This is a genomic window from Agromyces ramosus (assembly GCF_004216665.1).
In the GTDB taxonomy this organism is placed as follows: domain Bacteria; phylum Actinomycetota; class Actinomycetes; order Actinomycetales; family Microbacteriaceae; genus Agromyces; species Agromyces ramosus.
Map to the genome: position 1 here is coordinate 967,770 of NZ_SGWY01000002.1, position 20,942 is coordinate 988,711.

A 20,942-nucleotide genomic window follows, 5' to 3' on the forward strand; every position below is an offset into this window, starting at 1 on the left:
AGCACTCGTTCTGACTGAGTGCCAATCCTATCGCGACATCCCGTGACCTGGCCGTTGCCACCCGTCAGCGGCGGCGATACCGTATGGATAATCCGCGAGTCACCCCCTTGGCTGCGATCCCCCCTTCACGCAGTCGCGGTTCACCCCTGAACCCCCGAAAGGCACGCAATGACCGACCCCAATGCCCAGTCCGACCCGAACGTCCCCCCGACCTCGCCCCAGCAGCCGGCATCTCCCACGGCCACCAGCGCCCAGCTCTCCCCCGAACAGGACGTGCAGTGGGGCTCGTTCGCCCACCTCGGCGGCGTCCTCGGCATCCTGCCGTCGCTCATCATCTGGCTCGTCTTCAAGGATCGCGGCTCCTTCACGAACACCGAGGCGAAGGAGGCGCTGAACTTCCAGATCACGCTCATCTTCGGCTACATCATCTCGGCGATCCTCTGGATCGTCTTCGTCGGCTACCTCCTCACGTGGGCCGTCTGGATCGTGGGCGTGGTCTTCTCGATCATCGCCTTCCTGCAGGTGAAGGACGGCAAGCACTACCGCTACCCGTTCGCCATCCGCCTCATCAAGTAGCACCGGCACCCGGTTTCGCCCGTCGAAGGAGCGTCCTACTCCCGCGGCGGGCGTTGCTGTGCCAGCATGAGACCACCGAGTCTCGCCGAAGGACGAGCCCGAAGAAGGAGTCCGCATGTCCGATCAGACCCCGCCTCCCCCGCCGCCGCAGAGCCCGCCTCCGCCGCCGCCGCCGCCGCAGGGCCCGCCGCCGCCCCCACAGGGGCCCCCGCCACCGCCGCAGAGCCCCTACCAGCAGAGCTCGCAGCTCAACCCGAGCGACGAGAAGCTGTGGGCGACGCTCATCCACATCGGAGGCATCTTCTTCAGCTTCATCCCCGCGTTGATCGGCTACCTGGTCCTGAAGGACCGGGGGCCCTTCATCCGGGAGCACACGGCGACCGCCCTGAACTTCCAGATCACGATGGCGATCGCCTACGTGATCAGCTACGTCCTGTGGCTGGCCGTCGTGGGCATCTTCCTCACGATCGCGATCGGCGTGGTCGTGATCGTGTTCAGCATCATCGCCGCGGTGAAGGCCAACCAGGGCCAGCTCTACACGTACCCGCTCTCGATCAAGTTCGTGAGCTGATCGGGTTCACTCCTCCAGCAGGCGCCTGACGACGGCGTCCGCGAGCAGCCGCCCCCGCCTGGTGAGCGTCAGCACACCGGCGAGGGCGGCTTTCGCGTCCACGAGGTCGTCGGCGATGAGGCCCGCGACCGCGTGCCGGCCTCCGACGTGCAGCGATGGGATCTCGATCCCGTCGCGGATGCGCGTGAGGAGCAGCACGCGCTCGGTCTCGCGCGTGGGATCGTCGAGGCGCTCGCGGCCGACCGCGGGCGAGAGGCCCGCGGTCACGCGCTCGGCGTAGGCGGCCGGGTGCTTCGCGTTCCACCACCGCACGCCGCCGACGTGGCTGTGCGCCCCCGGGCCGACGCCCCACCAGTCGTCGCCGCGCCAGTATCCGAGGTTGTGCCGGGATCGGTGCGCGGCATCCGTCGCCCAGTTGCTCACCTCGTACCACTCGTAGCCCGCGGCACCGAGGAGCTCGTCGGCCAGCTCGTACATGTCGGCCTCGAGGTCGTCGGAGGGCTCGGCGAGCTCGCCGCGGCGGATCCGGCGAGCGAGGCTGGTGCCGTCCTCGACGATGAGGGCGTAGGCGCTCACGTGGTCGGGCCGGTGCGCGACCACCGCCTCCACACTCCGCCGCCAGTCGGCGAGCGACTCCCCCGGCGTGCCGTAGATGAGGTCGAGGCTCACGTCGAGTCCCGCGTCGCGCGCCCAGCCGACGACGAACGGGATGCGGTCGGGGTCGTGCGTGCGATCGAGGGCGGCGAGCACGTGCGGCACGGCCGACTGCATGCCGAACGACACCCGCGTGAACCCGCCGTCGGCGAGGCGCCGCAGGTCGTCGGGGCCGACCGAGTCGGGGTTCGCCTCGGTGGTCACCTCGGCATCGGGTGCGAGCCCGAACTCGTCGCGTACGGCGGCGAGCATCCGCACGAGGTCGTCGGCCGGCAGCAGGGTCGGGGTCCCGCCGCCGAAGAAGACCGTGTCGGCCCGACGTGCGGGGACTCCGGATGCCTCGAGCACGCCCCGCGAGATCCGGATCTCGCCGATGGCATGATCGGCGTAGTCGACCTGGCGGGCGCCGCGGAGCTCCCCGGCGGTGTAGGTGTTGAAGTCGCAGTACCCGCAGCGGACGCGGCAGAAGGGCACGTGCACGTACACCCCGAACGCGCGGTCGGGCGCACCGTCGGCCGCCGAGGGCGGCAGCAGGCCGTCGAGCGGGGCGGGCTCGCCCAGCGGCAGGGCGGATGCCACCGGCTACACGCCGCCCGCGGGGTGCAGCGCGCGGAGCTCGACGCGGGTGAGCTCGCGGCGCTTGCGGCGCTGGCGCGGCGCGCCGAGGCGATGGATGCCGCCCCGTGTGCCGAGGAGCGAGCGGATCGTGAGCCACACGGTGTCGTCCTCGCGGTGCTCGAGGATGAACGACTCCTCGCCGCTCTCCGGACCCTCGGCGGTCGTGCCGTAGGCGAAGCCGATGCGGTCGGGCTCGTCGATGACGTACACGACGAGCACGGGTGTGTCGTGGGCGCGGAAACGCCCCCTGCGACGGAGGGTCGCCGTCACCCCGGCCGTGATGTAGGGCGTGCCGTCGGCGCCGAAGCGGTCCTCGGAGCGCGGCGCGGGCTGCTCGGCGAGCGGCATGCCCTCGGCGTCGTAGACGATGCCGGGGTACTGCGCACCCGTGCCTGCGGAGACGTCGACGACCTCGAACCCGGCGCCCTGCTGGACGCCCCAGGTCATGAGCGCCTCGGCGGCGCGATCGAAGCGCTCCTGCCCGCTGCCGAGGCGCACCGAGTCCTCCGCCGGGCGGTAGCCCGCGGGCGGGTAGCGCAGCAGGTCGGGTGCGAGGGTCGCCCCGATGGCGCCATAGGTGACCGACTGGTCGGTGAAGGTGCTGCGTCGGGTCATCCGGTACCTACTTCTTCGCGTCCTTCTTCTCGGTGTCGCCCGAGAGTGCGGCGATGAACGCCTCCTGGGGCACTTCGACGCGGCCCACCATCTTCATGCGCTTCTTGCCCTCCTTCTGCTTCTCGAGCAGCTTGCGCTTGCGGGTGATGTCGCCGCCGTAGCACTTGGCCAGGACGTCCTTGCGCATGGCGCGGATCGACTCGCGGGCGATGATGCGAGCGCCGATGGCCGCCTGGATCGGCACCTCGAACTGCTGGCGCGGGATGAGCTCCCGCAGCCGGCCGGTCATCAGCACCCCGTAGGCGTAGGCCTTGTCGCGGTGGACGATCGCGCTGAACGCGTCGACCTGCTCGCCCTGCAGCAGGATGTCGACCTTCACGAGGTCGGCGGCCTGGTCGCCCGTCGGCTCGTAGTCGAGGCTCGCGTAGCCGGCGGTCTTCGACTTCAGCTGGTCGAAGAAGTCGAACACGATCTCGCCGAGCGGCATGTTGTAGCGGATCTCCACGCGGTCCTCGCCGAGGTATTCCATGCCGAGCATGGTGCCGCGGCGCGACTGGCAGAGCTCCATGATCGTGCCCACGTAGTCTTTCGGTGCGAGGATCGCGGCGCGCACCATGGGCTCGCGCACCTCGGAGATCTTCGCGCCGGTCGGGAACTCGCTCGGGTTCGTGACCGTGACGGACTTCTTGTCCTCCGTGGTGACCTCGTAGACCACCGACGGCGCCGTCGCGATGATGTCGAGCCCGAACTCGCGGCGCAGCCGCTCGGTGACGATCTCGAGGTGCAGCAGGCCGAGGAATCCGGCGCGGAAGCCGAAGCCGAGGGCGACCGAGGTCTCGGGCTCGTAGACGAGCGCCGCGTCCGAGAGCTTCAGCTTGTCGAGCGCCTCGCGGAGCTCGGGGTAGTCGCTGCCGTCGATCGGGTAGAGGCCCGAGAACACCATCGGCAACGGCTCGGTGTAGCCGGGGAGCGCCTCGGTGGCGGACTTCGCCGCAGTGGTGACCGTGTCGCCCACCTTGGACTGCCGCACGTCCTTCACGCCCGTGATGAGGTAGCCGACCTCGCCGACGCCGAGGCCCTTGGTGGGCGTGGGCTCGGGAGCGCTCACGCCGATCTCGAGGATCTCGTGGGTCGCCCGGGTCGACATCATCTGGATGCGCTCGCGCGGGTTCAGGTGTCCGTCGACCATGCGCACGTAGGTCACCACGCCGCGGTAGCTGTCGTAGACGGAGTCGAAGATCATGGCCCGCGCCGGGGCATCCGCTCGGCCGACCGGCGCCGGGATGCGCTCGACGACGCGGTCGAGGAGCTCCTCGACGCCGATGCCCGTCTTGCCCGAGACCCGCATCACGTCGTCGGGCGAGCCGCCGATGAGGTCGGCGAGCTCCTTCGCGTACTTCTCGGGCTCCGCCGCGGGCAGGTCGATCTTGTTGAGCACCGGGATGATCTCGAGGTCGTTCTCGAGGGCGAGATAGAGGTTCGCGAGGGTCTGCGCCTCGATGCCCTGCGCCGCGTCGACGAGCAGGATCGCGCCCTCGCAGGCGGCGAGGGAGCGGGAGACCTCGTAGCTGAAGTCGACGTGGCCCGGGGTGTCGATCATGTTCAGCGCGTACGACGTGTCGCCGACCTGCCATGGCATGCGCACGGCCTGGCTCTTGATGGTGATGCCGCGCTCGCGCTCGATGTCCATGCGGTCGAGGTACTGCGCCCGCATGTCCCGGTCGCTCACGACGCCGGTGATGCCGAGCATGCGGTCGGCGAGGGTCGACTTGCCGTGGTCGATGTGCGCGATGATGCAGAAGTTGCGGATCAGCGCGGGGTCGGTGGCAGCGGGCACCGGAGGATTGGCGGCTCGAGGGGACATCCTGACGATTCTCCCATGACTTCGCTTCCCACTTTCGACGGATGCCGCGTCGCCGGCGCCGGGGCTACGCTGACAGCACCATGACCGTGATCGACGAGACCGACGCGCGCGTGGCGCCATCGGCCCTGCGCCCGGTCTTCCTGACCCTCCGGCTGGGACTGCACCTGCTCGTCGTCGGGCTCACGCTCTTCGTGGTCGTGCGAGCGCTGCTCGCCGACGCGCCGACCGAGGTCTCCGTCACGATCCTCGCGGTGGCCTTCCTCGCCTGGTACGGCGCGGGTGTGGCCGCCGCGCACCGGCACTTCCCCACGTGGGCGCGCGTCGCGTGGCTCGTGGCGCTGCTCGGCCTGTGGGTGGCGATGTCGTTCCTCACCCCCGATGCCGCGTTCCTCGCGTTCCCCCTGTTCTTCCTCGAGCTGCACGTGCTCGAGGCCCCCATCGCGGTGCCGCTCGTCGTGATCACCTTCGGGCTGTCGGTCTGGGGCACGGCGACCCACCTCGGGTTCGAGGTTGGCACCATCCTCGGGCCCCTCATCAGCGCAGGGGTCGCCATCGTGATCGGGCTCGGCTATCGGGCCATGTCGCAGGAGACCAGCGACCGGCAGGCGCTCATCCTCGACCTGCTGGCGACCCGAGAGGAGCTCGCGGCCGCGAGCCGCGAGGCGGGGACGCTCGCCGAGCGCGAACGCCTCGCGCGTGAGATCCACGACACGGTGGCGCAGGGCCTCTCGAGCATCCAGATGCTGCTGCACGCGGCCGAGCGCGATGTCGACGACGAGCGCACCCGTGAGAAGCTCCGGCTCGCGCGGGAGACCGCAGCCGAGAACCTCGGCGAGACGCGCCGGTTCATCCGCGAGCTCACTCCCCCGTCCCTCGACGAGCAGACCCTGCCCGCCGCGCTCGGGCGGCTGGCCGAAGCGGTCAACGAGCAGGCGGAGCAGTCGGGCTCGGCGACCAGGGTCACGTTCCGCACCAGCGGCGACCCCGTGATGCTGCCGATGGCGGTCGACGCGACCCTGCTGCGCATCGCCCAGGGTTCGCTCGCGAACGTGCTGCGTCACGCGGATGCCGCTCGAGCCGAGCTGACCCTCAGCTACCTCGGCGACGAGGTCGCGCTCGACGTGGTCGACGACGGGATCGGGTTCGACCCCCGGGCGGCGCACCGCGAGGAGGTCGACGGGATCGCGTTCGGCCTGCGCGCGATGCGGCAGCGGGCAGAGCGCCAGGGCGGCTCGATCGAGATCGAGTCCGCACCGGGCCAGGGCACGGCGGTCTCCGCTCGCATCCCGGTGGAGGCACCGTGATCCGGCTGTTGCTGAGCGACGACCACCCGGTGGTGCGGGCGGGCATCCGCGCGCTCCTCGAGTCGGAAGCCGACCTCCAGGTCGTCGCCGAGGCGGCGACGGCCGAGGACGCGGTGCGGCTCGCCGCGGCATCCGACGTCGACCTCGTGCTCATGGACCTGCAGTTCCCGGGCGCGATGCAGGGCGCGGAGGCGACCCGCCGGATCCGCTCGCACGCGGCCGCGCCACGCGTGCTGGTGCTCACGAACTACGACACCGACGCGGACATCCTCGGCGCGATCGAGGCCGGCGCGAGCGGCTACCTGCTGAAGGACGCACCGCCCGCGGAGCTCGTCGCGGCGGTCCGGGCGGCCGCGGTGGGCGAGTCGGCCCTCGCACCGGCGGTGTCGTCGCGGCTCGACGCGTCCATGGCGTCGGGCGACCGGCTCACCGTGCGTGAGGCCGAGGTGCTCTCGCTCGTCGCCGACGGTCGCTCGAATCGCGACATCGGCCGCGAGCTGTTCCTCAGCGAGGCGACGGTGAAGTCGCACCTCGTGCACATCTTCACGAAGCTCGGCGTCGGCTCGCGCACGGCGGCGGTCGCGCGCGCCCGCGAGCTCGGGGCGATCAGGGCGGGCTGACGGATGCCGCGCGCCCGCGTCGTGCTCGTGCACGGACTCCGCACCTCGGCGACGATGTGGCGGCGGCAGCTCGCGGCCCTCGCGCGCCATGACGTCGACGCGACCGCCGTAGACCTGCCCGGACACGGGACTCGCATGGACGAGGCCTTCACGCTCGACGCCGCGATGGAGGTCATCGACGCGGCGCTGGCTGCGGCGGCCGACGGCCCCCGTGTTCCCCGGCTGCTCGTCGGGCTGAGCCTCGGCGGCTACCTGGCGATCGAGTACGCGGCGACGCATCGGGGCCGGCTCGATGGACTGGTCGCCGCCTCGTGCGGCACGCGGCCCCGCGGCGCCGGCCTCGCCGGCTACCGGCGGCTCGCGGCGGCGATCGGGAGGCTGCCCGATCGCGGACGTGCGCTCAACGACCTGATGGTGCAGGCGTTCCTCTCCGAGGAGGGGGTCGACGACGTGCTCGCCGGCGGCGTCGCGCTCGACGTGATGGCGCCGGCGCTCGAGGCGGTCGGCTCGCTGGACCCCGAGGCCGCGTTGCGTCGCATCGACCTGCCGGTGTGGTTCGTCAACGGCCGGTTCGACCACTTCCGCTTCGAGGAACGGCGCATGCTCCGCGCCGCCCACGAGGGTCGGCTCGTCGTCGTGCCCGGCGCGACGCACCTGGTGAGCCTGGCACGGCCCGACGACTTCACGGCCGTGGTGCTCGGCGTCGCCGCGGAACTCGAGGCACGCGCGGCGCGCGACCGCCGCCGCCAACCCGTCGCACCGCCCGGGTAACGCGCCGCCGCCGCCCCCGCCACCCCTTGCGGCACCTTGCGGATCGGACGATCGTCGAGAGGCGACGGAGGGACGGGAGACCGCTGATGACCGGGACCAGGACGTACCCCGAGGGCGTGCCCTCGTGGATCGACATCGAGCAGGCCGACCTGCCCGCGGCGCAGGAGTTCTACGGTGGGCTGTTCGGCTGGGACTTCGACTCCGCCGCAGGACCCGACACCCGCGCGGCGTACGTGATCGCTCGGCTGGACGGGAGGTTGGCCGCCGGCCTCGGCGAGGCGCGGGATGACGGCACCCCGGGCGCACCGACCTGGAACACCTATGTGGCCGCGGCCGACGCCGATGCCGTCGGCCGGCGCATCGTGGAGGCGGGCGGGCGGATCGTCACGGCGCCGACCGACGTCGACGGCGCAGGACGTGCAGCGGGAGCGGTCGACCCCGCCGGCGCCCCGTTCCGGCTCTGGCAGGCCGGGCAGCGACCGGGGGTGCAGGCGGTGAACGTGCCCGGCGGATGGAACTTCGCCGACCTGCACACGTCGGACCCGGCCGAGCCCGGGTTCTACGTGACCGTGTTCGGGTGGGAGTTCGACGACCTCGGCTTCGGGACCCTCATCCGCTGCCCGGGCTACGGCGACCACCTGGCGGCGACGGTCGATCCCGACATCCGGGAGCGCCAGTCGAGCGACGTCACGCCGACTCGCTTCGAGGACGCGATCGGCTGGCTCGCCCCGGCGCACGACGACGAGCCGCCGCACTGGCACGTGAGCTTCACGGTCGCCGACCGCGATGAGAGCGCGGCGGCGGCGGAGCGGCTCGGCGGCACCGTGCTGGCGACGACCGACACGGTCTGGACGCGTGAGGCGCTCGTGCGCGATCCGCAGGGCGGCGTCTTCACGGCGAGCCAGTTCATCCCGCCCGAGCGATGAGCCGCTGCGGAGCTGCGCGGTCCGGTGCCGCGCGTCGCCCGCTTTGGTGAGGTCGGCACCCTACTGGTATCGTTGTCTGTTGGCTTGCGTGTGGGTCCCACCCCGCACGATTCGCCGGCGAGGCCCCTCTACCTTCGCTCGGCACATCCGGTACCCACACACGAACGAAAGATAACCACGTGGCAAACATCAAGTCGCAGATCAAGCGCATCCGCACCAACCTGAAGGCGCAGGAGCGCAACAAGGCCGTCAAGAGCGAGGTCAAGAGCGCCGTCCGCGCCGCGCGCGAGGCGATCGCCTCGGGCGACAAGGAGAAGGCGACGACCGCTCTCCGCGCCGCCACCCGCAAGCTCGACAAGGCCGCCAGCAAGGGCGTCATCCACAAGAACCAGGCCGCGAACCGCAAGTCGGCGATCGCGAAGCAGGTCGCTGCGCTCTGACGCACGCCATCCCGCTCGAAGGCCCCGCACGTCGTGCGGGGCCTTCGGCGTTTCGGGTCCCGTGCCGACCCGACCGGTCAGGAGACGGTGCGCCCCCGCGCGGCGATGACGGCGACCAGGCGTTCGAGCGCGAACACGGGGTCGCGCTCGGCGCCCTTGACGGCGGCATCCGTCGCGGCGAGCGACTCGATCGCCCGCTGCAGGCCCTCGTCGGTCCAGCCGGCGAGGTCGCGGCGGGCGCGGTCGACCTGCCAGGGCGCCAGCCCGAGGGAGGATGCCACTTGCGGGCCGCCGCCGCGCACCCCCGACACCTTCGCCATCGTGCGCACCTTCATCGCGAACGCGGCGACCATGGGCACGGGATCGGCGCCGCTTTCGAGCGCATGGCGCAGGGCGATGAGCGCCTCGCCGTGACGGCCGGCGATGGCCGCGTCGGCCACCGCGAAGGCGTTGGTCTCGACGCGGCCGCCGTAGTACCGCGCCACGACGGCTTCGGTGATCTCGCCCGGCGCGTCGGCGATGAGCTGCCGAGACGCGGCGGACAGCTCCGCGAGGTCGTCGGCGAATGCGGCGACGAGCGCCCGGAGCGCCCGCGGGTGGATCGAACGCCCGGCGGCGCGGAACTCGGCCGCGGCGAAGTCCTGCTTCTCGACGTCCTTCTTCAGTTCGGCGCAGACGATCTCGACCCCGCCGCCGACTCCCGCGCGGATCGCGTCGAGGAGCTTCTTGCCGCGCTGCCCGCCCGCGTGCCGGAGCACCAGCGTGGTGGACTCGGCGGTCTGCTCGAGGTACTCGAGCGCGTCGATGAGGAAGTCGTCGCTCGCCCGCTCGACCGCGCCGACGCGGATGAGGCGCGGCTCGCCGAACAGCGACGGACTCGCGAGCGTGAGGAGCTCGCCCCGCCGGTAGTCGTCGGCCTCGAGATCGCTCACCTCGAGCGCCGGGTCCTCGGATCGGAGGAAGTCGCGCAGCATGCCGCTGGCCCGCTCTGCCAGTACGGTCTCAGGTCCGGTGATGAGCACCACCGGTGCGGGACGCACCTCGTTCCAGGCGAGCTGCGGAATCGCGGCCGCCTTCGCGCGCGTGGGTGCGCCGGCCCGTGACGCGCCGGATCGCACCGCTCCTGTTCGTGCCGCCAACGCACCTCCCCGTCCCGGTCAAGTCTACGGGCGGGGACCGACCTCGCCCCGCTCCGACCAGAGCCGGAACCCGCCCTCGCCGTCGGCGGTGAGCGTCGCCGTACCCGACCGATCCGTCCGCACCGCGGTCGTGCCGGACTCGAGCAGGAGGCCGAGCAGGCGATCGGTCGGATGTCCGTAGCCGTTGTCGGCGCCGACCCCGATGACCCCGACCGTCGCGTCGAGCTCCTCGTACAGCCGTTCGCTCTGGTCGGCGGATCCGTGGTGCGCCACCTTCACGAGGTCGACCGGACCCAGCTCGACCGAGGCGAGCATCCGCTCCTGGGCACCCTCGCCGAGGTCGCCCAGGAACGCGGCGCGGTACGTCGGAGCATCGAGGGCGATCACGACGCTGGCATCGTTGCCCGGGGCGGCCCGAGGCTTCGGCCAGACCACGCGCCAACCGGCGTCGCCGAGTCGCCCCTGGTGGCCGGCCACGACCTCGACGGCCTCCGCTCCGCCGCGCACGAGCGGACCCAGCACGCGATCCGAGCGCCCGCCGTCGAGCGGGCCGTGGATGACGGTGTCGACGCGGCCCACCACGGCGGCCGCCCCGCCGGCGTGGTCGGCGTCCCAGTGCGTCACGACGAGCAGGTCGATGCGGTCGACCCCGAGCAGTGCGAGGCAGCGCTCGAGCGCTGCCGGTTCGGGGCCGGTGTCGATGAGCGCAGTGGCCTGCGCCGACCGCACGACGACCGCATCGCCCTGTCCGATGTCGCACGCGGCGACATCCCAGCGACCCGGGCGCGTCGCGCCGATCACCGCGGGTGCTCCGAGCCCGCTGCCGATCGGCACGGCGAGGCACACCGCGAGCAGGGCCGCTGCGACCGCACGCGCCCGAGGATGCCGCCGACCCGTCATGGCCAGGCCGAGGGCGAGCGCCGTGCAGCCTGCGAGCAGCAGCGCACCGGCGGCATCCGGAAGCCATGGCAACCGGCCGCCCGGGAGCGCGGCGGCACCGTGCGCCACGAGCGCGATCCACGACGCGGGCAGCCACGCGACCTGCAGGAGGCCCACGCCGACCGACGGCAGCACCGGCAGGACGAGGCAGCCGAGGAGTCCGACGACCGTGGCCACGGGAGCCGCCGGCGCTGCGAGCAGGTTGGAGGGCACGCCGTACAGGGCGATCGCCGGGTCGAGCAGGATGAGGATGGGCTGGCACGCGAGCTGGGCTGAGAGCGGCACCGCGAGGACGACCGCGAGCGGCGTCGGCATCACCCGGGCGAGCCGGCCGGCGAGCGGGCCTGCCAGGAGCAGCAGTCCTGCCGTCGCCGCGGCGGACAGCGCGAACCCGTAGTCGCGGGCGAGCCACGGGTCGAACGCGAGCAGTCCGATGACGGCGACGGCGAGGGCCGCGATGCCGCCGCCCGGGCGTCCCACCGCGATGGCCACGAGCACCGCGATGGCCATCGCACCCGCGCGGACCACGCTGGGCTGGGGCGTCACGAGCACGACGAAGCCGCACAGTGCGGCGAGGGCCGCGACGACGCGCGTTCCCCTGCCGAGTCGGCAGAGGGCGGCGAGGGCGAACGCGGCGGCGGTGACGATGGCGCAGTTCGCTCCGGATACCGCGGTGAGGTGGCTGAGCGAGCTCGCCCGCATCGCCGCGTCGAGCTCCTCGTCGACCCCGCTCGTGTCGCCGATGGCGAGTCCGGGCACGAGTGCGCCGCCATCGCCACCGAGTCCGCCTGCGGCACCTGCGAAGCCGGTGCGCAGGCCGACCGCCCAGCCGAGCCAGGCGGGGGGCACCGCGGCGACCCGTACGTCGCCTGCGGGGCGCAGCTCGAACCCGCTCTGCTCGGCACCGGGCAGCGGCGTGACGCGTGCGGCGAACGCGAGGCGCGCGCCGATCGAGAGGGCCGTGGGCGGGAGGTCGACCGTGGTCGTGATCGGAACGGCGACCGCCGGCCGCGCGTCGACGGCGACGAGGCGGGCGTCGACGCGGAACGACGGCGCCTGCGCCGGATCACCCCACGCCGGCGGGCGGATCGGCCGCGGAGCCGAGACCACCTCGACGACGACGTCGGCGACACGATGCGAGTCCGCCACGACGGCGAGTGGGGACTCCGCTCGTTGCTGCAGCCCGACGGCCGTGGTTGCGGAGACGAGGCCCGCCGCGGCGAGCAGCACGAGCGCGATGGCCGCCGCGGAGGTCCAGCGAGCTGCGCGGCTCGATCCGATCAGGACCGCGGCGAGCGTCGCGGTGCCCAGCCCCCAGATCGCCCACGCCACGACGGCGGCGGGGACTCCCACATCCGGTGCCGCCACCGTGCACCAGGCGGTCGCCCACGCCGCCCCGGCAGGGGCGAGCAGCCGCAGGTCGCGCACTCAGGGCGCGACCTTGTCGGCGAGCCCCGAGAAGACCGTGTCGCCGATCCCGGCGACCTCGAGCAGCTGGTCGATGCTCGTGAACGGCCCGTTGGCCTCGCGCCAGTCGATGATGCGCTGGGCGAGGGCCGGACCGATGCGCGGCAGCGTGTCGAGCGCGGCCACGTCGGCCGTGTTCAGGTGCACGGTTCCGTCGGCGGTCGCACCGCTGGAAGCGCCCGCACCGCCGGTGGCGGGCGGCGGAGCCTGGCCGACGGCGAGCACCATGAGCTGCTCGCCGTCGACCACCGGTCGTGCCAGGTTCACTCCGGCAGGATCCGCCTCGGCGGTGAACCCGCCGGCCGCGGCCACGGCGTCGACGACGCGGGCGCCCGCGGCCAGCTCGACGAGCCCCGGACGCGTCACCGCCCCCAGCACGTGCACCAGCAGCGGCGGCGTCGCGACGCGGGGCGAGCCGCTCGCCCCGCCATCGGAGGCCGCTGCCACGCCCAGGTCGGTCGCGGGGGCACCGCCACCGGCGACGATCGTGCCCTGCGCTCCACCACCGGTCGCCGCGGACGAGACGAGGGCGGCGATGGCCACCGCGGCGATGAACAGCACGACGGCCGCGCCGACCGCGATGCGGACGCGGGGCGTCGCCCGGCGTGCGACGGGGTCGAGCGCGTCGAACGGGTCGGCAACGGGGGTCGCGGGCATGCCCGCACGCTACGCCCGCGTCCCACGGTCTCGACGCACCCGGCCCCGGATGAGCACCGGCGACGAGGGATCGGCGCTGTCGAGGAGGAGTCAGCCCGTCGAAGCGGAAATCAGGCGCGCGTGGCGATGTTCACGATGCGCGGCGCGCGCACGATGACGTTCACGATCTCGCGCTCGCCGATCGCCCGGGCCACCCCGGCCGACGCGCGCGCGAGCCCCTCGAGCTCCTCGCCCGAGATCTTCGGCGACACCACGAGTCGATCGCGCACCTTGCCGTCGACCTGCACGATGGCCGTCACCGACTCCTCCACGAGGAGCGCGGGGTCGGCCTTGCGCCACGCCACGAGGGCCACGCTCGGCTGGTAGCCGAGGCGCTCCCACATGTCCTCGGCCGTGTACGGGGCGAAGAGGTCGAGGATCATGGCGGTGACTTCGGATGCCTCCCGCACCGCGGCATCCGCCGGGCCGGCGCCCGAGTCGATCACCTTGCGCGTCGCGTTCACGAGCTCCATGAGGCGCGCGACCACAACGTTGAACTTGAACGCCTCGACGAGCGAGGGGGCATCGGCGAGGAGGCGATGCGTCATGCGGCGCAGCGCGGCGTCGCCGGTCTTCCACTCGACGTCGGGGCTCGACGTGACCTCGCCGGAGATGCGCCACGCACGTGCGAGGAACTTGGCGGCGCCGACGGGCGAGACATCCGCCCAGTCGATGTCGTCCTCGGGCGGGCCGGCGAACGCGAGCGTCACGCGGAGCGCGTCGGCGCCGTGCGCGCCCAGCTCGCTCGCGAACTCGACGAGGTTGCCCTTCGACTTCGACATCTTCGTGCCGTCCATGATCACCATGCCCTGGTTGAGCAGGGACGTGAACGGCTCGGTGAAGCTCAGGTAGCCGAGGTCGAACAGCACCTTGGTGATGAACCGCGAGTAGAGCAGGTGCAGGATGGCGTGCTCGACGCCGCCCACGTACTGGTCGACGGGCATCCACTTCTCGGCCTCGGCCGTGTCGAACGCCTTGGTGTCGTCGTTCGGGTTCAGGTAGCGCAGGTAGTACCACGAGCTGTCGACGAACGTGTCCATCGTGTCCGAGTCGCGGCGGGCGGCTCCGCCGCAGGTCGGGCAGGCGACGTTCGCCCAGTCCTCGGCCGCCCCGAGCGGGCTCGACCCCTTCGGCTTCAGGTCGAGGCCCGCGGCATCCGGCAGTCGAACCGGGAGGTCGGCCTCGGGGACCGGCACCTCGCCGCACTCGGCGCAGTGGATGATCGGGATCGGCGTGCCCCAGTAGCGCTGGCGCGAGATGAGCCAGTCGCGCAGGCGGAAGTTCTTGGCGGCGCGCCCGAGGCCGCGCTGCTCGAGCAGCTCGATGACCCGGCGGATCGCGTTCGACTTCGAGAGCCCGTCGAGAGGCCCCGAGTTCACGAGCCGCCCCTCGCCGGCCAGGGCGATGCCCGTGGATGCGGGATCGACGGCCGGCAGGTCCTCGGGGAGGATCGGGTCGCCCTGCTCGTCGAGCTGGATCACGGGGATGACGCCCGTGACGGGCGCGTTCGTGTCCACCACGACGCGCACCGGCAGCCCGAACGCGCGCGCGAAGTCGAGGTCGCGCTGGTCGTGCGCGGGCACGGCCATGATGGCGCCGTGGCCGTAGTCCGCGAGCACGTAGTCCGCGGCCCAGATCGGCATCCGCTCGCCGTTCACGGGGTTCACGGCGTAGCGGTCGAGGAAGACGCCGGTCTTCGGCCGTTCGGTCGACAGCCGGTCGATGTCGCTCTCGGCGCGCACCGAGTCGAGGTAGTCCTGGAACCGGGTGCGGACGTCGGCGGATGCCCCGGCCGCGAGTTCGGCGGCGAGCTCGGAGTCGGGTGCGACGACCATGAACGTCGCGCCGTAGAGCGTGTCGGGTCGGGTCGTGAAGACCGTGACCCGCTCGTCGCGGCCCTCGATCTCGAACTCGACGTCGGCGCCCGACGAGCGGCCGATCCAGTTGCGCTGCATCGTGACGACCTTCGACGGCCACGAGCCTTCGAGCTGGTTCAGGTCGTCGAGGAGGCGGTCGGCGTAGTCGGTGACGCGGAAGTACCACTGCGTCAGCGCCTTCTTCGTGACGACGTAGCCGCAGCGCTCGCAGTGCCCGTCGACGACCTGCTCGTTCGCGAGCACGGTCTGGTCGTTCGGGCACCAGTTCACGAGGCCGGCCTTGCGGTAGGCGATGCCCTTCTCGTAGAGCTTCAGGAACAGCCACTGGTTCCAGGTGTAGTACTCGGGATCGCTCGTGTGGAGCTCTCGTGACCAGTCGAAGGAGGGCGCGTACTGGCGGAACGACCGCTTCTGCTGCTCGATGTTCTCGTAGGTCCAGGCGCGCGGGTCGATGCCGCGCTTGATGGCCGCGTTCTCGGCGGGCAGCCCGAACGAGTCCCAGCCCACCGGGTGCAGCACGTCGAAGCCCTGGTGGCGCCAGTAGCGCGCCACGGTGTCGCCGTAGCCGAACGCCTCGGCGTGACCCATGTGCAGGTCGCCCGACGGGTACGGGAACATGTCGAGGATGTACTTGCGCGGCTTGGTCTCGCCGGGTCGCCCGGCGCGGAAGGGCTCGAGTTCGTCCCACACGGGAAGCCACTTCGCCTGCAGTGCGGCGAAGTCGTACGCGCCGGCATCGGCGTGGGCCTGATCCTGATCGTGTGCCACGTGACTCTCAATCGTGTCGCTGCGGGGGTTCGCTCCGCACATCTTCCGGGCACGCCGGAACCCGGCGCACTCGGACAACCAGCCTACTCACTCCAGCGGTGTGGATGCCGCGCCGAGCACCGCGAGCAGGGCCCGCGCCTTCACCCGGGTCTCCTCGATCTCCTCCGCCGCGACCGAGAGTGCGGTGATGCCGCCGCCCGTGCCGATGCTCGCCCCGTCGGGTGTGAGCACGATCGATCGGATGACCATCGCGAGGTCTGCGCTGCCGTCGATCCCGAGGTAGCCGAACGCTCCCGAGTAGATGCCGCGCGGGCCCTCCTCGAGCTCGTGCAGGATCGTCATCGCGCTGCGCTTCGGCGCACCCGTCATCGACCCGGCCGGGAACGCCGCCTGCACGACGTCGAGCACGGTCAGCGGATGCCGGATCCGGGCCCGCACGGTCGAGACGAGCTGGTGCACGTGGGCGTACTCCTCCACGTCGAGCAGGCTCGGAACGCTGACCGTGCCGAGCTCGGCGATGCGTCCGAGGTCGTTGCGCATGAGGTCGACGATCATGAGGTTCTCGGCGCGCTCCTTCTCGCTCTCGAGGAGCTCGCGCCGCAGCTCGGCGTCCCGTCGCGGATCCGACCCGCGCGGGCGCGTGCCCTTCATCGGCTTCGTCGACACGATGCCGTCGGCGTCGACCTGCAGGAACTGCTCTGGCGAGGCGCTGAGCAGGGCGACGTCGCCGAATCGCACGTATCCGCCGTGATGGCTGGGACTCGACCCGCGCAGCGCGAGGTATGCCGCGGCGGGATCGGGGTGCACCTCGACGTCGATGCGATTCGTGAGGCACAGCTGGTAGGCGTCGCCGCGCACGATCGCCTCCTGGCAGCGCGCGATGAGCTCGGCGTACCGCCGCGCATCGTGTCGCCATCGCGCCGGCGCCGCAGCGGTGTGCGCCGTCGGGCCCGCGACCGGCGACGCAGAGGGCGCGGATGCCGACGACGCGGATGCCGCGGGCACCTGCTGCAGCGCCGCCGCGAGCTCGTCCGCCCAACGCTCCCCCTCGTCGCCGACCGGCTCCGCCGACGCGAGCCACACGAGTCGCACGGTGCGGGCGCCGTGGTCGAACACGACGGCCCGGTCGACGAAGAGGAACGCGGCATCCGGTGTCTCGGCCGGCGAGGTCGGCACGTCGTCGAGGGCGGCGCCGAGCTCGTACCCGAACCACCCGAACCAGCCGAGCGGGCCGCCGTCGCCCGCGTCCGGCGCGAGCGCTTCCGACGACCCCTCGGCGCGGCGCAGTGGCAGCCGCTCGGCCAGCACGTCGAAGACCGATCCCGCGACCGTCGACCCGGCGGCATCGACGCCGAGCGGCGTCGAGCGCGTGACGGTTCCGTGCGCGACGTCGGCCGTGACGAGCTCGCTCGCCCGGTGGGCCGCGGCCATGACGCTCACCCCGGTCGCGGCATCCGCGCCGCCGTCGAGCCACACGGCGTACGCGGCATCCGAATACCGGGCCGTGAAGACGGCCTCGGGGTCGCGCCACCCCTCGAGCAGGCGTGAGCGGATGCGGCGTGGCATCCTCTCAGCCTAGAGCCGCGGCGTGCCCCGATCCCGGCGGGCCGGCGATCACGCATCGCGCAGCGGCCGCGTCGACCGGAGGTCGGTCTCCGCTTCGCGGGCCGCGGATTCCACCAGCCTTCCGGCATCGAGCGTCACCGCGCGGTCGACCAGTCCGGCGGGCGCTCCGGTGTGCGAGATGAGCACCACCGTGCGTCCCGATCCTGTGGCGGCATCCGTGAGATCACGGAGGAGTGCATCGGCGCGACCCGGGTCGACGCTCGCCGTCGGTTCGTCCAGCACGAGCACCGGGAAGTCGGCGAGCATGGCGCGGGCCAGGGCGATGCGCTGCGCCTGCCCGCCCGACACCAGCGCCCCGCGCTCGCCGACCTTCGCGTCGAGTCCGCCGCGTTCCGCGAGCCACCCTCGCAGCCCGACGCGGTCGAGCACGTCGAGGAGGTCATCGTCGGTCGCCGTGTCGCGTGCGAACAGGAGGTTCTGGCGCACATCCTCGTCGAAGAGCCACGGGCGCTGCTCCACGAGCCCCACGATCCGCCGCACGGCCGACGGCTCGAGGTCGGATGCCTCGACGTCGCCGATCCGGTACGACCCCCGGTAGTCGAGGAACCGCACCAGCACGTGCGCGAGCGTCGTCTTGCCGGCGCCGGAGGCCCCGCGGACGAGGATCCGCTCGCCCGACGCGATCGTGAGGTCGAGGCCCTCGAGGGCTGGGGGCCGGCCGACGTGCGCGGAGGTCGCGGTGCGCGACTCCGCCCCGTCGCCCGCTCCGGATGCCCCGTGCACCTCGCCCGTCGCGGCCGGCCACTGCGCTTGGACTCCGCGCAGCCTGATGGCCGGCGCACGACCCGTCGCGGGCGCATCGACCGGGTCGACCGGCGGAATCGGAATGCCCGCGGGCACGTCGGCGGGGACGGCATGGGCGACCCGCTCGGCGCTCGCCCGTGACAGGCGCAGTGCGCTCGTCGCCAGGGGGATCGCCGCAGCGACCTCCGCGATGGCGAGCGGCACGAGGCAGAGCACGGCGAACGTGGGACCGCTGATCCGTCCCGCGTCGAGCAGCGGTGCCGCGGCCGCGAGGCTCGCGGCGACGGCGATTCCGCCGATCGCCGTCATCGAAGCGGATGCCGCGCCCGTCGCCGCGGCACGCGCTCGCGTGGCGCGGCCGAGCCGCGCCCCGAGGTCGTCGATCCGCCGCCGACTCGCATCGGCCGCATCGAACGCGATGAGCACGTCGAGCGCCTGCACGTGCTCGACCACGGCCGCCTGCAGGTCGCCGCGGAGCGGCGCCAGCGTGCGCTCCGCCCGAGCCGCGGCACGACGCTGCACGAGGAGGGTCGCTCCGATGCCGAGGACGAGGCAGGCGAGCACCGCCCACGCGGAGGCCGGAGCGAGCAGTCCGATGCCCACGACCGCCAGCACGAGCACGATCACGGCGCTCACGAGGGGCTGCACGACGCGAAGCGGCACGTTCTGGAGCTCGTCGACGTCGCCGACGAACCGCGCAAGCAGGTCGCCGCGCCGACTCGAGGCGAGTCCGTCGGGGGCGAGCGGCAGCATCCGCTCGAACACCCCCGAGCGGATCGTCGCGAGCTGCCGGAAGGAGGCGTCATGGCCCGAGAGCCGTTCGAGGTAGCGGAAGGTGGCACGCCCGAGCGCGAACGCGCGGACGCCGACGATCCCCAGCGACAGGTAGAGCACCGGCGGCTGCTCGGCGGCGCGGGCGATGAGCCAGGCGGAGCACGCGAGCAGGGCCACGCTGGAGGCGGCCGATCCGATGCCCAGCAGGATCGACGGCGCCAGCCGCGAGAACCGCGGCACGGCACCGCGCAGCATCGCCCGCGTCGGATCAGGCATGCACGGCCTCCAGCTCGATGGTGCGATCGGCGGCGGCGGCGAGACCGGAACGGTGCGTCGTCACGAGCACCACGTGCCCGTCGGCGGCGAGCTCCCGCAGGCGCTCGCCCAGCACCGCCTCCCGGCCGGGGTCCTGCGCCGAGCCGGGCTCGTCGAGGAGCAGCAGCCGGGCGTGCCTGGCCAGCAGTCGGTGCATCGCGCGCGCGGTCGCGACGCGCTGGGCCTGCCCGCCCGAGAGTCCGCCGCCGGCCGGTCCGAATACGCGTTCGGGGTCGAGCTCGACCCCGGCGAGCTGCAGGGCGCGCGCGAGCAGCTCGGGCCGGGCATCGGGGTCGCCGAGGCGCACGTTCGAGGCGATCGTGCCGCCGAGGAGCGACGGCGACTGCCCGGCCCAGGCGATCGACGACCGGTCCCCCGGCGCCAGGGCCCGGCCGGCGAGCGTGATGCTCCCGTCCGCGTCGGCGAATCCGAGCAGGGCGGCGAGCAGGCTCGACTTGCCGGAGCCGCTCGCGCCCGTGACCGCGATGACCTCCCCGGGGCGGGCCTCGAGGTCGAATCCGTCGAGCACCACGCGGGCCCCCCGGCGCACGCGGAGATGCTCGACCACGAGTCCGTGATGGACAGCGGATGCCGCGGCCGGCCGTGCGCCGGCAGGGCCGGCGCTGCTCGCGCCGACGCCGTCGGACGGTGCCGCACCGCGTTCGCCCGCACCGGGTCCGCTCCCCCGCGCGGCCGCCAGCAGGTCGAACGCATCGCCCGACGCCGTGACCCCCGCGGCCGAGGCGTGGAAGGCGGCGCCGACGTTGCGCAGCGGCAGGAACACCTCGGGTGCGAGCACGAGCACGAAGAGCCCCGGAGCCAGCGACATGTCGCCCGCCACCAGCCGCAGCCCGATCGACACGGCCACGAGCGCCACCGAGAGGCTCGCCGCGAGCTCGAGCGTGAACCCCGACAGGAACGTGATCCGCAGCACCTTCATCGTGCCCCGGCGGTACTCGTCGGTGACCGCCCGGATGCGCGCGGCCTGCCGCTCGGCACGGCCGAACACCATGAGCGTCGAGAGCCCGCCGACGACCTCGAGGAATCCCCGCGACAGCGCGGCGAGGCTGTCCCACTGCCGGCGCTGCACCGCCGCCGTGGCCATGCCGATGAGCGCCATGAACACGGGGATGAGCGGCAGCACGATGACGAGCACGAGGCCCGACAGGGGGTCGGCGATCCACGCGGCGACCACGAACGCGGGCGTCGCCACGAGCGTGAGCACCAGCTGCGGGAGGTAGCGTCCGAAGTACTCGTCGAGGGCGTCGAGGCCGGGGCCGAGGAGGGTCGCGACCCGGGCCGTCGGGAAGCCCGGCACACCGCCCGGCCTCGCCTCCAGCGCGGCCAGGAGCTCCGATCGCAGCTCGGCCTTCACGCGCATCGCGCCCGCAGAGCCCACCAGGTCCCAGAGCCACGCGGCCCCGGCGCGAGCGGATGCCGCGGCGACGAGCGTCGCGAGCAGTGGCCAGGCCTGCGGCATCCGCATGCCGTCGACGAACCCGGCCACGAGCGACGCGAGCGCCGACGCGAACACGATGACCGCGGCGGCCTGCGCGACCGCGAGGGCTCCTCCCGCGAGGAGGAACCAGCGCGCGGCGCGGGAGCGGCGCACGAGCCTCGGATCGAGTGGCTTCACGT

At 72.8% G+C, this 20,942-nt stretch carries 17 protein-coding genes; 7 read left to right on the forward strand and 10 right to left on the reverse strand.

Annotated features, from left to right (window positions below; translation table 11 throughout):
- Positions 1-168: 168 nt before the first annotated feature.
- Both EV187_RS11145 and EV187_RS11150 read left to right on the forward strand, forming a co-directional pair.
- On the forward strand, positions 169-576 hold the full coding sequence (locus EV187_RS11145) for a DUF4870 domain-containing protein (protein WP_130353085.1): 408 nt from the start codon (positions 169-171) through the stop codon (positions 574-576).
- Positions 577-691: 115 nt separating this feature from the next.
- Complete coding sequence (locus EV187_RS11150; protein WP_130353086.1) at positions 692-1,147, forward strand: DUF4870 domain-containing protein; 456 nt, start codon at positions 692-694, stop codon at positions 1,145-1,147.
- A 6-nt stretch (positions 1,148-1,153) separates the two neighbouring features.
- Here EV187_RS11150 and hemW read toward each other — a convergent pair whose 3' ends face one another.
- The 3 genes from hemW to lepA are packed head-to-tail and all read right to left on the reverse strand — an operon-like array spanning position 1,154 to position 4,898.
- Complete coding sequence (gene hemW / locus EV187_RS11155; RefSeq protein ID WP_130353087.1) at positions 1,154-2,380, reverse strand: radical SAM family heme chaperone HemW; 1,227 nt, start codon at positions 2,378-2,380, stop codon at positions 1,154-1,156.
- Between the two features lie 3 nt (positions 2,381-2,383).
- A complete protein-coding gene (locus EV187_RS11160) occupies positions 2,384-3,034 on the reverse strand; it encodes a DUF1990 family protein (RefSeq protein ID WP_130353088.1) in 651 nt (216 codons plus the stop codon).
- A gap of 7 nt (positions 3,035-3,041) precedes the next feature.
- Positions 3,042-4,898 carry a translation elongation factor 4 gene (gene lepA, locus EV187_RS11165; RefSeq protein WP_130353089.1) on the reverse strand — a complete coding sequence of 619 codons (1,857 nt, stop codon included), beginning with the start codon at positions 4,896-4,898 and terminating at the stop codon, positions 3,042-3,044.
- Positions 4,899-4,978: 80 nt separating this feature from the next.
- On the opposite strand from lepA, the gene EV187_RS11170 reads away from it, so the two are divergent.
- The 5 genes from EV187_RS11170 to rpsT all read left to right on the forward strand — a co-directional run bounded on the left by EV187_RS11170 (position 4,979) and on the right by rpsT (position 8,959).
- Complete coding sequence (locus tag EV187_RS11170; protein WP_130353090.1) at positions 4,979-6,202, forward strand: sensor histidine kinase; 1,224 nt, start codon at positions 4,979-4,981, stop codon at positions 6,200-6,202.
- Positions 6,199-6,822, forward strand: a complete 624-nt coding sequence (locus EV187_RS11175; RefSeq protein WP_130353091.1) for a response regulator — start codon at positions 6,199-6,201, stop codon at positions 6,820-6,822. The genes EV187_RS11170 and EV187_RS11175 overlap by 4 nt, the downstream gene beginning before the upstream one ends.
- A gap of 3 nt (positions 6,823-6,825) precedes the next feature.
- Positions 6,826-7,593, forward strand: a complete 768-nt coding sequence (locus tag EV187_RS11180; RefSeq protein WP_130353092.1) for an alpha/beta fold hydrolase — start codon at positions 6,826-6,828, stop codon at positions 7,591-7,593.
- Positions 7,594-7,679: 86 nt separating this feature from the next.
- The gene (locus EV187_RS11185) at positions 7,680-8,519 is read left to right on the forward strand and encodes a VOC family protein (protein WP_130353093.1); all 840 of its coding nucleotides are present in this window, start codon (positions 7,680-7,682) and stop codon (positions 8,517-8,519) included.
- Positions 8,520-8,698: 179 nt separating this feature from the next.
- Positions 8,699-8,959, forward strand: a complete 261-nt coding sequence (gene rpsT, locus EV187_RS11190; protein WP_130353094.1) for a 30S ribosomal protein S20 — start codon at positions 8,699-8,701, stop codon at positions 8,957-8,959.
- 77 nt (positions 8,960-9,036) lie between these two features.
- Here rpsT and holA read toward each other — a convergent pair whose 3' ends face one another.
- The 7 genes from holA to cydD all read right to left on the reverse strand — a co-directional run bounded on the left by holA (position 9,037) and on the right by cydD (position 20,940).
- Complete coding sequence (gene holA / locus EV187_RS11195) at positions 9,037-10,098, reverse strand: DNA polymerase III subunit delta (RefSeq protein ID WP_242609545.1); 1,062 nt, start codon at positions 10,096-10,098, stop codon at positions 9,037-9,039.
- 24 nt (positions 10,099-10,122) lie between these two features.
- A complete protein-coding gene (locus EV187_RS11200) occupies positions 10,123-12,465 on the reverse strand; it encodes a ComEC/Rec2 family competence protein (protein ID WP_130353095.1) in 2,343 nt (780 codons plus the stop codon).
- The gene (locus tag EV187_RS11205) at positions 12,466-13,161 is read right to left on the reverse strand and encodes a ComEA family DNA-binding protein (protein WP_130353096.1); all 696 of its coding nucleotides are present in this window, start codon (positions 13,159-13,161) and stop codon (positions 12,466-12,468) included.
- A 110-nt stretch (positions 13,162-13,271) separates the two neighbouring features.
- Positions 13,272-15,887: a leucine--tRNA ligase gene (gene leuS / locus EV187_RS11210; protein ID WP_130353097.1), complete on the reverse strand. Its 2,616-nt coding sequence runs from the start codon at positions 15,885-15,887 to the stop codon at positions 13,272-13,274.
- A 45-nt stretch (positions 15,888-15,932) separates the two neighbouring features.
- Positions 15,933-17,411 carry an aminodeoxychorismate synthase component I gene (gene pabB / locus EV187_RS11215; protein WP_130353098.1) on the reverse strand — a complete coding sequence of 493 codons (1,479 nt, stop codon included), beginning with the start codon at positions 17,409-17,411 and terminating at the stop codon, positions 15,933-15,935.
- A 48-nt stretch (positions 17,412-17,459) separates the two neighbouring features.
- Positions 17,460-19,265 carry a thiol reductant ABC exporter subunit CydC gene (gene cydC / locus EV187_RS11220; protein WP_130353099.1) on the reverse strand — a complete coding sequence of 602 codons (1,806 nt, stop codon included), beginning with the start codon at positions 19,263-19,265 and terminating at the stop codon, positions 17,460-17,462.
- Positions 19,258-20,940 (reverse strand): thiol reductant ABC exporter subunit CydD, encoded by a 1,683-nt coding sequence (gene cydD, locus EV187_RS11225; RefSeq protein WP_130353100.1) that lies wholly within the window; start codon positions 20,938-20,940, stop codon positions 19,258-19,260. Before cydD ends, cydC begins: the two co-directional genes overlap by 8 nt.
- Positions 20,941-20,942 lie beyond the last annotated feature (2 nt).

Coding starts and splice junctions, on each gene's coding strand:
- EV187_RS11145 (WP_130353085.1), top strand. CDS start 169: ATGACCGACCCCAATGCCCAGTCCGACCCGAACGTCCCCCCGACCTCG.
- EV187_RS11150 (WP_130353086.1), top strand. CDS start 692: ATGTCCGATCAGACCCCGCCTCCCCCGCCGCCGCAGAGCCCGCCTCCG.
- EV187_RS11160 (WP_130353088.1), bottom strand. CDS start 3,034: ATGACCCGACGCAGCACCTTCACCGACCAGTCGGTCACCTATGGCGCC.
- lepA (WP_130353089.1), bottom strand. CDS start 4,898: ATGTCCCCTCGAGCCGCCAATCCTCCGGTGCCCGCTGCCACCGACCCC.
- EV187_RS11170 (WP_130353090.1), top strand. CDS start 4,979: ATGACCGTGATCGACGAGACCGACGCGCGCGTGGCGCCATCGGCCCTG.
- EV187_RS11180 (WP_130353092.1), top strand. CDS start 6,826: ATGCCGCGCGCCCGCGTCGTGCTCGTGCACGGACTCCGCACCTCGGCG.
- EV187_RS11185 (WP_130353093.1), top strand. CDS start 7,680: ATGACCGGGACCAGGACGTACCCCGAGGGCGTGCCCTCGTGGATCGAC.
- EV187_RS11205 (WP_130353096.1), bottom strand. CDS start 13,161: ATGCCCGCGACCCCCGTTGCCGACCCGTTCGACGCGCTCGACCCCGTC.
- leuS (WP_130353097.1), bottom strand. CDS start 15,887: ATGTGCGGAGCGAACCCCCGCAGCGACACGATTGAGAGTCACGTGGCA.
- pabB (WP_130353098.1), bottom strand. CDS start 17,411: ATGCCACGCCGCATCCGCTCACGCCTGCTCGAGGGGTGGCGCGACCCC.
- cydC (WP_130353099.1), bottom strand. CDS start 19,265: ATGCCTGATCCGACGCGGGCGATGCTGCGCGGTGCCGTGCCGCGGTTC.